The organism is Arthrobacter sp. Y3224198 (assembly GCF_059090025.1).
The window spans coordinates 103,472-116,500 of the sequence record NZ_JBNHFG010000002.1 but is presented as its reverse complement, the minus strand read 5'-3'; the positions used below and the strand labels follow the sequence as shown (position 1 = coordinate 116,500).

General features: G+C 65.7%; 12 protein-coding genes. 5 read left to right on the top strand and 7 right to left on the bottom strand.

What is annotated here, in order from left to right:
* Positions 1–72: 72 nt before the first annotated feature.
* Both AC5RUF_RS01770 and AC5RUF_RS01765 read left to right on the top strand, forming a co-directional pair.
* Complete coding sequence (locus AC5RUF_RS01770; protein WP_494129506.1) at positions 73–846, top strand: SDR family NAD(P)-dependent oxidoreductase; 774 nt, start codon at positions 73–75, stop codon at positions 844–846.
* 74 nt (positions 847–920) lie between these two features.
* A complete protein-coding gene (locus AC5RUF_RS01765; RefSeq protein ID WP_494129594.1) occupies positions 921–2,132 on the top strand; it encodes an acyl-CoA dehydrogenase family protein in 1,212 nt (403 codons plus the stop codon).
* Positions 2,133–2,293: 161 nt separating this feature from the next.
* Here AC5RUF_RS01765 and AC5RUF_RS01760 read toward each other — a convergent pair whose 3' ends face one another.
* The 4 genes from AC5RUF_RS01760 to AC5RUF_RS01745 are packed head-to-tail and all read right to left on the bottom strand — an operon-like array spanning position 2,294 to position 7,594.
* Positions 2,294–4,171, bottom strand: coding sequence for an IucA/IucC family protein (locus AC5RUF_RS01760; RefSeq protein WP_494129505.1), 1,878 nt, complete (start codon positions 4,169–4,171; stop codon positions 2,294–2,296).
* Positions 4,168–4,707 carry a GNAT family N-acetyltransferase gene (locus AC5RUF_RS01755; RefSeq protein ID WP_494129504.1) on the bottom strand — a complete coding sequence of 180 codons (540 nt, stop codon included), beginning with the start codon at positions 4,705–4,707 and terminating at the stop codon, positions 4,168–4,170. Before AC5RUF_RS01755 ends, AC5RUF_RS01760 begins: the two co-directional genes overlap by 4 nt.
* Complete coding sequence (locus tag AC5RUF_RS01750) at positions 4,704–6,056, bottom strand: lysine N(6)-hydroxylase/L-ornithine N(5)-oxygenase family protein (protein WP_494129503.1); 1,353 nt, start codon at positions 6,054–6,056, stop codon at positions 4,704–4,706. The genes AC5RUF_RS01755 and AC5RUF_RS01750 overlap by 4 nt, the downstream gene beginning before the upstream one ends.
* Positions 6,053–7,594 (bottom strand): pyridoxal phosphate-dependent decarboxylase family protein, encoded by a 1,542-nt coding sequence (locus AC5RUF_RS01745; RefSeq protein ID WP_494129593.1) that lies wholly within the window; start codon positions 7,592–7,594, stop codon positions 6,053–6,055. The genes AC5RUF_RS01750 and AC5RUF_RS01745 overlap by 4 nt, the downstream gene beginning before the upstream one ends.
* Before the next feature lie 335 nt (positions 7,595–7,929).
* Between AC5RUF_RS01745 and AC5RUF_RS01740 the strand changes: the two genes are divergently transcribed.
* Entirely contained in the window at positions 7,930–8,373 is a 444-nt protein-coding gene (locus tag AC5RUF_RS01740) for a hypothetical protein (protein WP_494129502.1), read from the top strand.
* Positions 8,374–8,493: 120 nt separating this feature from the next.
* Positions 8,494–8,799: a hypothetical protein gene (locus tag AC5RUF_RS01735; protein ID WP_493991696.1), complete on the top strand. Its 306-nt coding sequence runs from the start codon at positions 8,494–8,496 to the stop codon at positions 8,797–8,799.
* A gap of 25 nt (positions 8,800–8,824) precedes the next feature.
* Here AC5RUF_RS01735 and AC5RUF_RS01730 read toward each other — a convergent pair whose 3' ends face one another.
* The gene (locus tag AC5RUF_RS01730; RefSeq protein WP_494129592.1) at positions 8,825–9,727 is read right to left on the bottom strand and encodes an RluA family pseudouridine synthase; all 903 of its coding nucleotides are present in this window, start codon (positions 9,725–9,727) and stop codon (positions 8,825–8,827) included.
* A 79-nt stretch (positions 9,728–9,806) separates the two neighbouring features.
* On the opposite strand from AC5RUF_RS01730, the gene AC5RUF_RS01725 reads away from it, so the two are divergent.
* Positions 9,807–11,351 carry a SulP family inorganic anion transporter gene (locus tag AC5RUF_RS01725; RefSeq protein ID WP_494129501.1) on the top strand — a complete coding sequence of 515 codons (1,545 nt, stop codon included), beginning with the start codon at positions 9,807–9,809 and terminating at the stop codon, positions 11,349–11,351.
* Between the two features lie 21 nt (positions 11,352–11,372).
* On the opposite strand, the gene AC5RUF_RS01720 is transcribed toward AC5RUF_RS01725, so the two are convergent.
* Together AC5RUF_RS01720 and AC5RUF_RS01715 are read right to left on the bottom strand one after the other, a co-directional pair.
* Positions 11,373–12,314 (bottom strand): serine/threonine-protein kinase, encoded by a 942-nt coding sequence (locus AC5RUF_RS01720; protein WP_494129500.1) that lies wholly within the window; start codon positions 12,312–12,314, stop codon positions 11,373–11,375.
* Positions 12,315–12,451: 137 nt separating this feature from the next.
* On the bottom strand, positions 12,452–12,994 hold the full coding sequence (locus AC5RUF_RS01715; RefSeq protein WP_493996588.1) for a MarR family winged helix-turn-helix transcriptional regulator: 543 nt from the start codon (positions 12,992–12,994) through the stop codon (positions 12,452–12,454).
* Positions 12,995–13,029: the final 35 nt, after the last annotated feature.

Here is a 13,029-nt window from a genome sequence, read left to right as displayed (position 1 = left end):
CTAACAGGTTGCGGCGGCAGCGCCGGGTGAGGGAAGAACCCGGCACGAAGAACCGGCTAGCAGGAGGAATACATGGACATCGCAGGCGCATCGGCAATCGTCACGGGGGGAGCGTCCGGGCTCGGGCGCGCAACGGCGAAGAAACTGTACGACGCCGGGGCGTCCGTTGTGGTGGTGGACCTGCCGCAGTCCAATGGGCTGGCCTTCACCGAAGAGCTGGGCAGCAACGCGCACTTCGTGCCCGGGGACGTGACCGACCCGGAGCAGATGCAGGCCGCCGTCGAAGCCGCCATGGCAGCCGGGCCGCTGCGCGTGGCCGTGAACTGTGCCGGCATTGCCACCCCCGGCAAGGTGCTGGGCCGCGACGGTGTGCTGCCGCTGGAGGACTTCGCCCGGGTCATCAGCGTGAACCTGGTTGGCACGTTTAATGTCACCCGGCTGGCGGCGGCAGCCATGGCGGAAACCGAGCCGGTGACCGCCAACGGCACGCAGGAGCGGGGCATCATCATCAACACCGCCTCGGTGGCCGCGTTCGACGGGCAGATCGGACAGCCGGCCTACTCAGCGTCCAAGGGCGGCGTGGCCGCCATGACGCTGCCGCTGGCCCGGGAACTGGCCCGCCACCTGATCCGCGTGGTGACCATTGCGCCGGGCATCTTCGAGACCCCCATGATGGCGAGCCTGCCGCAGGCCGCCCAGGACTCCCTGGCCGCGCAGGTGCCGCACCCCTCCCGGCTGGGCAGGGCCACGGAATATGCCTCCCTCACCGCGCACATCATTGAAAACCAGATGCTCAACGGCGAAACCATCCGCTTGGACGGTGCCATCCGGATGGGACCGCGCTGACCCCGATGACTGAAACGCACCAGTTGAACACAACGGACGCCGCCGGGCGGCCGCGCCGGGCGGCCGGCTCCGCGATGGCCACCGGTGCCCCGGCCGACCTGCCGGATGCCGACTTCTACGGTTTCGAAGAACAGCTGAGCGACGCCGAGAGGGACAAACTGGCCCAGCTGCGACGCTTCCTCGCCGAGGAAGTGCTGCCGTACGCCACCGGCTGGTGGAACGAGGCCCGGTTCCCCGCGGAACTGCTGCCCAAGCTGGCGGCACTCGAATTGTCCACGCCGGTGCAGCAGGGATATTCACCGTTGTTCGCCGGGCTGGTGATTGCGGAAATGACCCGGGCGGACACCTCGCTGGCCACCTTCTTTATGGTCCACCACGACCTGTTTGTGGAAGCCCTGCACGCCTTCGGCTCCGAGGAGCAGAAGGCCCGGCTGCTGGAGGATGCCCGCGCGCTGCGCATCACGGGTGCCTTTGCGCTGACCGAACCGGACCACGGCTCGGACGTGGCCGGCGGGATGGCCACCACCGCCGTCCGCGACGGCGGCACCTGGGTGCTGAACGGTGCCAAACGGTGGATCGGCAACGGGACCTTCTGCGACTACATGGTGCTGTGGGCCCGCGAACCGGACACCGGACGGACGCGCGGGTTCCTGCTCGACGCAAACCTGCCCGGGGTCACCCGCACCCGGATCGAAAACAAGACCGCCCTGCGCACGGTGCAGAACGCAGACATCCTCCTGGAGGACGTCCGGGTGCCCGAGGCAGACCTGCTGGCCGGAGTGGAAAGCTTCGACGATACAAAGCAGCTGCTGCGCGGCTCACGCATCATGGTGGGCTGGCAGGCGGTCGGCGCACAGCTGGCCGCGTTCGACCTCGCCCGGGCGCACGCCGTCGAACGCCTGCAGTTCGGCAAACCGCTGGCCTCCTTCCAGCTCATCCAGCAGCAGCTGGTCCAGATCCTCGGTAACGCCGTGGCGAGCACGGGCATGCTGGCACGCGTCACCGAACTCGAACACGGAGGCTATCCCGGCGCCGCCGGCCACGTGCCGGGTGTTGCCGGCGGCGACATGGCCCGGGCCGCGCTGGCGAAATCGTATGCAAGTGCCCGGATGCGGGAGAGCGTCGCCTTGGGCCGGAGCATCCTGGGCGGCAACGGGATCGTGACCGATTACCGGATGGCCAAGATCTTCGCCGACGCCGAGGCCATCTACACGTATGAGGGGACGTATGAGATCAACTCGCTGATTGTCGGGCGGGAGATTACCGGGGTTTCTGCATTGCGTTGAGGTTGTGGCTGGGTGGCCCCTGCGGGGCCTGGAACGGCGGCAACGAAATGCCCGCGCTCGCAGAGCTCGCGGGGAATATTAAAGCCGCCTTCCTCCAGGCCCCTCCGGTGCCCCCTCATGCCTCCAGAACCCGTGCGGACGGCGGTATTTCCAAGCCGTCCTTACCTGATGGCGGGTGTGGCCCTGCCCGCCGGTACAGACTCCGGCCGGGGACGGAAGGGCGCCAACGGGTTGGCGAGCCGGCCGGAAAACTGCAGGCCCCCGGACGGGTCGGTGAGGTCCAGCATCTGTTGGTTGTTGCGCAGCTGGAGACGGTTCAGGCAGGAGAGGACAAAGTCCCCGGCAAAGAGGTCCGACGCCGCGAACTCGGCGGCCAGCTCCGGATGGGCGGTCTGGTACCGCGTCACCGTGTCCGCCACTTCGGCCCAAAAGGCCTCCTGGTCCAAGACACCGTCCTCGTGCAGGATTGCCGAAAGGAAGCGGAAGAAGCAGTCAAAGACGTCCGTGAAGAGGGCAAGCACCTTTTCGTCCGCCGGGATCTCCACCCTGACCCGTGCGACCTCGTCGGGCAGGGAGACCTTGTCACCCATCACCACGATTTCCTCGGCGATGTCCTTCATAAAGACCCGGCGCGGCACGCCGTCGCTCAGGACCAGGATCAGGTTTTCCCCGTGCGGCATGTACGCCAGATCGTAGGCATAAAAGCAGTGCAACAGCGGCACCAGGTAGGCCTCCAAATATTGGCGGAGCCAGTCCCGTGCTGCCAGTGCGGACCGGCGGATCAAGGCGGAAACAAACGGTGTACCGGAAGCATCTACGTGCAGCAGCGAGGCCATGGTGGCCAGCTGCTCGCCGTCATCGAGTTGCTGCAGCGGGCTTTCTCGCCAGAGTGCCGCCAGCATCTTCCGGTAGGGCGAGCCCTTGGGGGCTGCGGCGTCGTAGTAACGGTTGGTGTAGCCGATGGCGGCCACCTCGCGCAGGACCCGGAAATCGACAGCCCGCAGCGTCGCATCCCGCGTGACCAGCCTGTGCAGCCAATCATTGATGGCAGGGGTGGCCACCATGTATTCCGGGGAAAGACCACGCATAAAGCCCATGTTCACGACTGACAGTGCGGTCTTCACGTAGCAGCGGGCCGGAACATCCCGGTTGAAGAATGTCCGGATGGACTGCTGGGCCTGATAGGTGTCCTGCCCGGTGCCAAGATGGATGATGTGCCGGTTGGCCACGTCCGCCGCAAACGTGACGCTGAGCTTGTTCCGCCACTGCCAGGGGTGCACCGGCATGTACAGGTACTCCGCCGGCGACAGCCCGGCTGTCACCAGGACCGCCTCGAATCCGGCCAGCGTCGCAGCTCCGAGTTCGGCCTCGAGATGCCCGCGATAGTCCAAGCCTGCCCCTGCAGTGAACCGGGCCCGGTCCGCACGTACGGCAATCCACTCCAGCCGGATAGGTGCTCCCACCTCCGGCGCGTAGGCGAGATAGTCCGCCGAACCAAAACCCAGCCGACCGTTGTTGGCTACAAAACAGGGATGGCCCTCTGTCATCGACCGCTCCACCGCCTGGAAATCCTCTGCTGGATCCTGCCCTCCGGTGATCCCCGCTGCAAGCAGGCCCGAATCGGGGGCCGCAGGGGTGCCCTTGAACGCCGCAGAGGCGAGGGTGGAAGAAATCTCCTCCAGATAGACCGGAAGCATCTGCGGGCTTATGCCCAGAGTGCCGGCGAATTCGGTGATGAAGTCCACTGCATCGAGCGGAGCGGCTTCTCCGTCCAGCACCCGTTCGATGCTGTCGGCAGGGATGCTCCAATGCTCCAGCGCCAGCAGCCGGGCACGGAACCGGTAGACAGCGCGTCCGCCGTCGGAAACCAGACGGAAACCCGACGTGCCGTGGGCCATCCTGCCGGCCCCGTTAGCGCCGGCGTCCTCCGGCTCCGGAACCAGAATGCGTTCGTGTGAGAACTCGGCAATCGCTTTGCGGACAACATGGCGGTTCGCCAGTTCCCATCGTTCAGTGGTGAGGTGAGCGGTGTCGGTCACGGGGTCACTCCTTTCCGCGCGGCAGCAAACGCCGCACGGGTGCAAAAACTAAGGCGGGCGGTCTTATCCGGCAGCTCGATGAGGCGGTCCGTTTCAAAACCGAAACGGGCATTGAGGGCAGCGATTTTGTTGTTTCGTACGTCCGGCTCAACCACAATCCGGGTTGTTTTGGAATCGGCAAACAAAAAGTCCATAACCGCGGCGAACACGGCCGAGGTGAACCCGGTGCGGGGCGTATCCGGAGGGCCCACCAGCAGGTGCATACCCACGTCGCCCTCGATCGCCGGATATGTTTCCGCCAGCGGCGAGTGGGCCGGATTGTAACTTTCCATCAGGAAGGCAGGCGTGGCGTTTCCCGGCTCGTATCCGAGCCAGGCCCGGTGGTGCGGGTCGGCGGCGATGCGGGCGTACTCGCTTTCGACGTCGGCCGCGGTGGCGTCCAGCATGCCCCAGAACCGCGCATACTCCCGGGTGACCCAGCTGTGCAGGAGGGGCGCATCCGCAGCGGGATCGACAGGACTGAAAGTGAAATTCATGCGGACACCCCCGTACCCGCCGCGTTGCTGTGCGTAGCGGACCCGGGTGCGCCGAACTCCTGGAAGGCGATGGACGTTTCCATGGGGTAAACCTCCCGGCCGAGGATTTCCCGCAGAATGGCAGAGTTCCGGTAGGCCGCCATCCCGAGGTCGGGAGTGACAAACCCGTGGGTGTGCAGCTCGGCGTTCTGCACAAAGATCTCCCCGGGCTGCGTGCCGATCCCGTACCAACGGTCGACGTCGAAGCGTCCCGCGGCGTCGCGCCGGATCCGCTGGCTGATACCGGCCAGGAAATCCGGCTCCCGGTACGCATAACCGGTGGCCAGTACCACCGCTTCGGTATCGAGAGTGAAATCGCGCTGCTGTTCGGCATGGTGCAGCCGCAGTGTGGTGGCACCCGTGCCGGCGTCGAACGACGCCCCGCGCAGCTCGGTGTGCGTCAGCAGCCGGGTCCGCGGGTCTCCGGTGAGGCTTTTGGCATAGAGGGAGTCATAGATGGCGTTGATCAGGTCCGCATCGATGCCCTTGTAGAGGTTCTTCTGTTCGGCGACCAGCCGGTCACGGGTGTCGTGCGGCAGGGCATGGAAGTAATCCACATACTCCGGTGAGGTCATCTCCAGGGTGAGTTTGGTGTATTCCAACGGGAAGAACCGGCCGGAACGGGTAACCCAGTTCAGCTCGTACCCGTGGGAGTCCATGCCTTCGAGCAGGTCCAGGTAAATCTCGGCCGCACTCTGTCCCGACCCTACAACGGTGATGGAGCGCTGCTTCTGGACATCCTGTCTGCGGGCCAGATACTCGGAGTTGTGCAGCACCGGGGCGCCGGTGTCCTGCAGGGCGGCAGCGGCTGCCGGAACGTATGGCTGCGTTCCGGTGCCGAGCACCAGCCGGCGGGTGCGGTAGGTCCGGGTTCCGTCAGCCGTGTCCGCGGAGACCTCATAGATGCCGGCGACATGGCGTATTGCGGTGACGTGTTCGCCAAACCGGACAGCGGGCAGCCGGTCCGCCACCCAGCGGCAGTAGGCATTGAATTCGGCCCGCAGCGGGTAGAAGTCCTCGCGGATGTAAAACCGGTACAGCCGGTTGGTCTGTTTCAGGAAATTCAGGAAGGAGTGCTGCGAGCAGGGGTCGGCCAGAGTGACCAGGTCAGCCATGAAGGGCACCTGCAGGTGGGCGGATTCCAGCATCATGCCCGGGTGCCAGTCGAAGCCGGGGCTCCCGTCCAGGAACAGGGTCCGCAGCGCGGGCAGCGGGTCGGCAAGGGCGGCGAGGCCCAGATTGAAGGGGCCGACGCCGATCCCGAGCAGGTCATACACCGGCTCGCCGGCCTGGATGTCTGCGGCGCTCATGCTGCCGCTCCGGCCAGGTATTCCGCCCCCGTGCGGCGAATCTGCGCCAGGATGCCGCGCATGTCCTCCAATGTGGTGTCTGCGTTAAGCAGGGTGAACTTCAGATAGTGCCGGCCGTCCACCCTGGTGCCTGCCACCAGGGCCTTTCCGGACGCGGACAACGCCTTGCGGATGTGCAGGTTTACGGTATCCAGGGTGTCATCGGGCAGCGCTCCGTCCGTGCCGCCCGGCCGATAACGGAAGACCAAGGTGCTCAGCTGGACCGGAGCCGCGGTTTCGAAGTCCGGATCGGATTCCACCAGGTCACCGGTGGCGGACGCGAGATCGATGGCTGCATCGAGGAGTGAGCCGACACCGTCGGCACCCATGATCCGCAGGGTAAGCCAGAGCTTCAGGGCGTCAAAGCGACGGGTGGTCTGGATGCTCTTGTCCACCTGGTTGGGGATGGCCTCCCTGGCGGCACTCTCCGGGTTCAGGTAATCGGCGTAGTACGTAACGTGCTTCAGCATGGCGGCGTCACGGACCAGGACGGCGCTGGAACTGACCGGCTGGAAGAAGGTCTTATGAAAATCCACGGTCACCGAATCGGCGGCCCCAACGCCGTCCAACAGGTGCCGGTAGCGCAGGGACGTCATCAGCCCACCGCCGTACGCCGCGTCCACGTGCAGCCACGCCCCGTGTTCCTCAGCCAGACGGGCGGTTTGGAGCAATGGGTCGATGCTCCCGAAATCGGTGGTGCCCGCGGTGGCCACCACGGCCATGGGCGTCTCACCCCGGGCCGCGCTCGCAGCCAAGGCATCGGCAAGGGCAGCCGGGTCCATCCGTCTGCGGGTATCGCAGGGTACGGAGATCACGGCGTCGTACCCCAGTCCCAGCAGGGACGCGGACTTCCGGATACTGAAGTGGCTGGCCTCGGAGGCAAAAATGCGCAGCCCGGAGAGCAGTTCGGGAAGTCGCTGCGCGGAGCGGGACGGCTCCGTGCACAGAGCTGCCACTGCCCGGTTCCGTGCCATCAGGAGGGCTTGCTGGTTCGACGCGCTGCCTCCGCTGGTGAAGACGCCATCCGCTCCGGGACCCAGGCCCAACCGGTTGGCGGTCCACCGAATCAGTCGCTGCTCGATCAGGGTTGCCCCTGCGCTCTGGTCCCAGGTGTCCAGCGACGAGTTCACTGCGGTCAGGATTGCCTCGCCGACCAGCGCCGGAATAACCACCGGGCAGTTCAGGTGTGCGGCGTACGTCGGGGTATGGAAATACACGGCGTCCCGGAGGTAAACGGACTCGAGTTCAGCCAGTGCGGTTGCGGTGTCCGGCAATGGTGTCTCCAGCTCGATGGCCTCCACCACCGGGGCGAGTTCCGCGGGGGAGATGCCGCTGAACGGACCTGCGGCACCGGAGATCGCAGCGGCCGCGGCGTCGAGCGCCAGGCGCATCTCGGCTGCATAGCGTTCGCTGTTGCGGGCATTGAGCAGATGACTGCCGGCGAAGGCCTCATCAACATGTAAGCGGACTTCGCCGGTTGGTTCGGCATGGTGCAGCAAGGACACTGCGGACTCCCTTGAATTGCATTTTCGGAAAGCTAACGGGGAAACAGTGGACCAAGGCAGTGAATTACGTCAACGTTTTGTGACTTAATTCCGTCAACCCTGCCAATCCGGGGCAAAAGATAGGTCACATTTATCGGGCGAGGGGCGCCGCCGGGCATAATGACGCGCGCGGAATGGGCGGGGCCATCTGCCGCCCTGCCCGCTGCCGCACACCGGGAGCGGACCCGTTCCCCCGGGGGCCGGGTGGCATTGGATGGCTAGGATCAGTAGGCTTACTAAATGGGCCGCAGCACCGGCGGCCCGCTGTACCGGACCGAAAGGCATGGTTTATGAGCGAGCAGAGCATTCCTGATCCCGAGCTGGGCGACGATCCGGTTCTGGCCGATGACGTAGCAGCAGTAGCCACCCCTGACGAGCTGTCCGTTGTCTCCGAAGATGAGCTTCTGGAGCAGGACGAACTGGTGGACGCCGAGGACCTGACCTACCCCGGCGCTGCTGAGGACAACCCTGACAACTGGCAGGAAGACCCCCTGGTCCGCGAAGAGGCCCCGCTCGAGGAGCCGGGTGAACTCTCCGACCAGGCGCTGCGCGACGAGACCGCCGAGGAGCGCTACCTCGACGGCGATGCCCAGGTTCCGCCGGAAGAGCCCACCATTGGCCAGGCGGCTGACGACGTCGACTTCGGCGACCCTGCTGCCGACGACGCCAGCGACGATCCCGCGCACCGCGGCGGCGCCACCCTCGAGGACTTCGATCCGGAAGAGCAGATCTAGGACACCCCGGCGGGCTGGTTCCCGCCATACTTGCGGCGGCCCGGATCCCCCTCATTTGAGGGCTCCGGGCCGCGACTGTATCGGGCCGGAACCGTGGGCAAAGCCCATTAGGCTGGTTTTATGCCTTCCTTCCGCGTGCAGCTGAACATCTTGGGGCTGAAGCCCGGAAATCCGCCCGAGGCGGTGATGGAAACGGCTGTCGCGGCACTGGGATCCGCCCACCATGTGGAGGCCAACCAGCTCGACATTGTCTCCGGAGTTCCCCGGATTACCCTGCGTTTCACCGTTCCGGATGATGAATTCTCCGTCGAGAACTCCCGCGCCCGCCGCGCGGCCATCAATATGCGTGCCGCCGTCGAGGAGGTTGCCAACGGGCAGGACCTGCGCGTACTGCGGCGGATGCGCGGCCGCTGGACGGTCCTCTAGGGAAGCACGCGGGAACGGTCGCCGGTCAGGCGGGGAACCCGGCCAGGTTGAGACGGCTGCGGTACTCCACCGGCTGCCCCGTCAAGGGGTCGGTGAACCGCACGGACCGGGCCAGCAGCTGCAGCGGCTTGGAGTAGTCATCGTCCTGCTGCGGCAGCAGGTCCGGATAGAACGAATCGTTGAGGATCCCGATCCCCTGCGAGGCCATGTGTACCCGCAGCTGGTGCGTTTTGCCGGTGTGCGGCAGCAACCGGTAGCGGCCCAACCCGGCACGGCTTTCCATCAGCTCGATCCGGGTCTCTGCATTCGGTTCGCCCTCTACCTCCTGGGCCAGCAGATAGGTGCGGGACTTGATCATCCTGCTGCGCACGGTCCGCGGCAGCTCCAGGTCCTCCCGGACCGGGGCCACGGCCTCGTACTCCTTGCTGATCCGGCGTTTTTCGAACAGCACCTGGTACTTGCCCCGGGTGGCGGGATTGGTGGAGAAAAGCAGCACCCCCGCCGTCATCCGGTCCAGCCGGTGCATCGGAATCAGATCCGGGATATCCAGCTGGACCCGGAGCCGCACCAGCGCGGATTCGGCAACATACATTCCGCCGGGCGTGGTGGGGAGGAAGTGCGGTTTGTCCACCACCAGCAGGTCCTCGTCCTGATGCAGGATGCCGATCTCCACCGGAATCCGGTCCTCGGGCGGCAGCTCGCGGTAGTACCAGATGAAGGTGTGTTCGTTCAGGGGAGTGGAGCTGGTCAGCGGAACGCCGCCCAGACCCACCACCTCGCCGCGTTCAAAGCGGTCCACAATTCCGTTCGGGTCCACATGGCCGAAACGCTCAAGCACGTAGTCCATGGCGGTGTCCCACGGTCCCTCGGCGGGCAGGCGCAGGCGGGTGGCATTGACCCCGTTGCGCACGGGAAGAGGGGATTGCATCACGGTTTCAGGATATCCGGTGCTCCGGCGTAAATTGGCTTGGGCAGTTCCGCCCCCAAACCCTTCGAAACGGAGCCCGGTGGCCGGCACAACAGTTCCCTCGCTTGTAGAACCGCAGACCCCTGAGGAGCGCCAGTCCGTCCGGCGCACCCTTCGTTCACCCAAGCTGCTGAAGACGGAGGTGCTGGCCGGCCTGGTGGTTGCGCTGGCCCTCATTCCGGAAGCCCTCGCCTTCTCGATCATTGCCGGCGTGGACCCGCGGATCGGCCTGTTCTCGGCCTTCACCATGGCGGTCACCATTTCCTTCCTGGGTGGCCGCCCGGCCATGATCTCCGCCGCCACGGGTGCCGTGGCCCTGGTGATCGCACCCCTGGTCGCCTCGCACGGCGTCGAATACATGGTTGCGGCAGTGATCCTGGCCGGAGTGCTGCAGGTGGTGCTGGCCCTGCTTGGCGTGGCCAAACTCATGCGCTTCATTCCGCGCCAGGTCATGGTCGGCTTCGTCAACGCGCTGGCCATCCTGATCTTCAGTGCCCAGGTGCCCGAACTGCTGAATGTGCCGTGGCTGGTTTATCCGCTGACGGCGCTGGCCCTGCTGATTGTCTTTGGGCTGCCCCGGCTGACCACGGCGGTCCCTGCCCCCTTGGTGGCCATTGTGGTGCTGACCCTGATCACGGTGTTCGCCTCCGTGGCGGTGCCCACCGTGGGGGACAAGGGTGAACTGCCGGACAGTCTGCCCTCCCTGCTGCTGCCCAACGTCCCCGCCAGCTGGGAGACGCTGCAGGTGATCTTCCCGTACGCGCTGGCCGTGGCCTTTGTCGGGCTGCTGGAATCACTGATGACGGCCAAGCTCGTGGACGACGTCACGGATACCAGGTCCAACAAGACCCGCGAAGCCTGGGGCCAGGGAGTGGCGAACCTGGTCACCGGGTTCTTCGGCGGTATGGGTGGATGCGCCATGATCGGGCAAACCATGATCAACGTCAAAGCCTCCGGCGCCCGCACCCGGATCTCCACGTTCCTGGCGGGCGTTTTCCTGCTGATCCTCGTGGTGGTCCTCGGCGACGTTGTGGCGCTGATCCCCATGGCTGCCCTGGTGGCGGTCATGATTTTTGTTTCCGTGGCCACGTTCGACTGGCACAGCATCCGGCCGGCCACGCTGAAGATGATGCCCAAAAGCGAAACCGCCGTCATGCTGGCTACCGTGGCGGTAACCGTCGCCACCAACAACCTGGCCAGCGGTGTCGGCGCCGGCGTGCTGGTCGCCATGGTGCTTTTCGCCCGCCGGGTGGCGCACTTCGTCACGGTGGAGCGCACGCTCAGCGGAACGGACAACCCGGACGACGACGGCGCCGCGGCTGCCGGTGCCACCGCCACTTACACCGTGAACGGCGAACTGTTCTTTGCTTCGTCCAATGACCTGTATTCCCAGTTCGAGTACGTCAAGGACCCGGACCGTGTACTCATCGACCTGACGCACTCGCATATCTGGGATGCATCCACCGTGGCGGCACTGGATGCGGTGGTGGAGAAGTACCGGCGGCACGGCACCACCGTGGAGATTGTCGGCCTGAACGCGGCCAGCGGGAAAATGCGCGACCGGATGGCCGGGCGGCTGGGCTGACCCGCGGGAGCGGGTGCAGGATCAGGCTGCGGTAAGGTCCCGGGTGTCGCCGGCATCTTCCGCCGGCAGGGACGCCAGGGTGCGCCGGCACTGTTCCGCTGTCGGGCGCTGCCGTGGGTCCAGCGAGGTCATGGCCGCCAGCAGGGAGTGCCACCCGGCAGGCAGTGCGGAGGGAATCTCCGGACTGCGGACGGTGCGGACCACCATGGATTCAACCTGCGGAAGGTTGAAGGCGGGGGTGCCGGTCAGGCATTCAAGCAGGACCAGCCCCAGGGAGTAGATGTCAGTGGCTCCGGTCAGGGGAGCGCCGTGGACCTGCTCCGGGCTCATGTACGGCAGGCTGCCGTAGGATGCCGCCGCGTCCGCAGGCCGGCGGGTGTTCACAGCGGTACCCAGGTCCGCAACCTTCACGCCGGTGTGCCCGTCCGCCAGCAGGATGTTTGAGGGTTTGACGTCGCGGTGGATGTATCCGGCGGCGTGGACGGCAGCCAGGCCGTCGGCGAGGTCGAAACCGAGGTGGGCGGCGGCGTCGGGCGTCAATGTGTTGAGGCTTGCCAGTTTCCGGCGCAGGTTGGTGCCTTTTACCAGTTCAAGGACCAGGTAGGGTGTCCGCACCCCGGTGACGGGATGGCTGATGGTCCCGGTTGCGATCATCCGGACCACGTGCGGGTTCACGATGGATTCCAAGGCCCGGGCCTCGCGCAGGGCTTCATGCCCTTCCGGGGCCTGCGCCAGCGGGGCCGAGTAGATCTTGACTGCCACCTTGGTCAGGGTGGCCAGGTCGGTGGCCCGCCAGACGAAGGCTTCGGTGCCCCTGCCGATGGGCTCGTCCAGACAGAAGCGGCCGTCGAGGAGGACGTTTGCGGTAAAGCCGGAGGTGTCTGAAAGGGGAGCGGTCCACTTGGAGTTTTCCGCCCGGACCCGCACCCCGGCTCCCGCGGCGGCTCTCCCGGTGCTTTCCACGCTTGTTCCCCCATCGCTACCGTCAATTACTTACCTAGTTAGGTTATCTAGGTAGCTTAACTAGCTATTAGATGAGCTAACCATAAACCCGGCAGGAGGAAGTGTCCAGTCGTTTGGACGACCGGCTGGGGTGAGGTTTACCTGGTTGTTTCGCCCGGCTCGTCTGCGGCGGAGGCACCCTTGTCCGCAATGGGTTCCTCCAGCGACTGCCGGAGCCGGTCCATAAACCGGATCACAATGCCGGCTTCCTCGGGGGAGAGTTCGGAGGCGGCTGCCAGCATGCGGGCGTGCATTTCACCCACTGTGCTGCGGACTTCGGAGTCAGATGTGTCCGTGGGGACGATTTCCCAAGCGCGGCGGTCATTTGGCCGGGCGCGGCGCCGGACGTAGCCGCCCTTCTCCAGGCGGTCAATCAGCGCGGTGGTGCTGGCAGTGGAAATGCCCAGCAGCCTGCTCAGGTCCTTCGGGCCAAGACTGCCGCCGGCCTGCCGGGCCTGCATGAGATAGCGCATGGCCAGCAGGTCATTTTCGTTCATGCCCATGGAGTCCTGGGTGCGTCGTCGGACCCGGGTTTCCGTGGCGCGGTAGCTGCGGACGGCATCCAGGACATCGCGTGCCCTGGGGTGGTCCGGATCCGTGGTGTACCAATACCCGGCATCCGGCTGCTGTGGGGTCTCCATTCGAACAATCCTAGCCCTCCTGAAAGGTAGGCCGG

What these genes read in the sequence shown, in the direction of transcription:
- AC5RUF_RS01750 (WP_494129503.1), bottom strand. Translation starts at nt 6,056, where the DNA reads ATGAGCGCCGCAGACATCCAGGCCGGCGAGCCGGTGTATGACCTGCTC.
- AC5RUF_RS01735 (WP_493991696.1), top strand. Translation starts at nt 8,494, where the DNA reads ATGCCTTCCTTCCGCGTGCAGCTGAACATCTTGGGGCTGAAGCCCGGA.
- AC5RUF_RS01755 (WP_494129504.1), bottom strand. Translation starts at nt 4,707, where the DNA reads ATGAATTTCACTTTCAGTCCTGTCGATCCCGCTGCGGATGCGCCCCTC.
- AC5RUF_RS01715 (WP_493996588.1), bottom strand. Translation starts at nt 12,994, where the DNA reads ATGGAGACCCCACAGCAGCCGGATGCCGGGTATTGGTACACCACGGAT.
- AC5RUF_RS01765 (WP_494129594.1), top strand. Translation starts at nt 921, where the DNA reads ATGGCCACCGGTGCCCCGGCCGACCTGCCGGATGCCGACTTCTACGGT.
- AC5RUF_RS01730 (WP_494129592.1), bottom strand. Translation starts at nt 9,727, where the DNA reads ATGCAATCCCCTCTTCCCGTGCGCAACGGGGTCAATGCCACCCGCCTG.
- AC5RUF_RS01740 (WP_494129502.1), top strand. Translation starts at nt 7,930, where the DNA reads ATGAGCGAGCAGAGCATTCCTGATCCCGAGCTGGGCGACGATCCGGTT.
- AC5RUF_RS01770 (WP_494129506.1), top strand. Translation starts at nt 73, where the DNA reads ATGGACATCGCAGGCGCATCGGCAATCGTCACGGGGGGAGCGTCCGGG.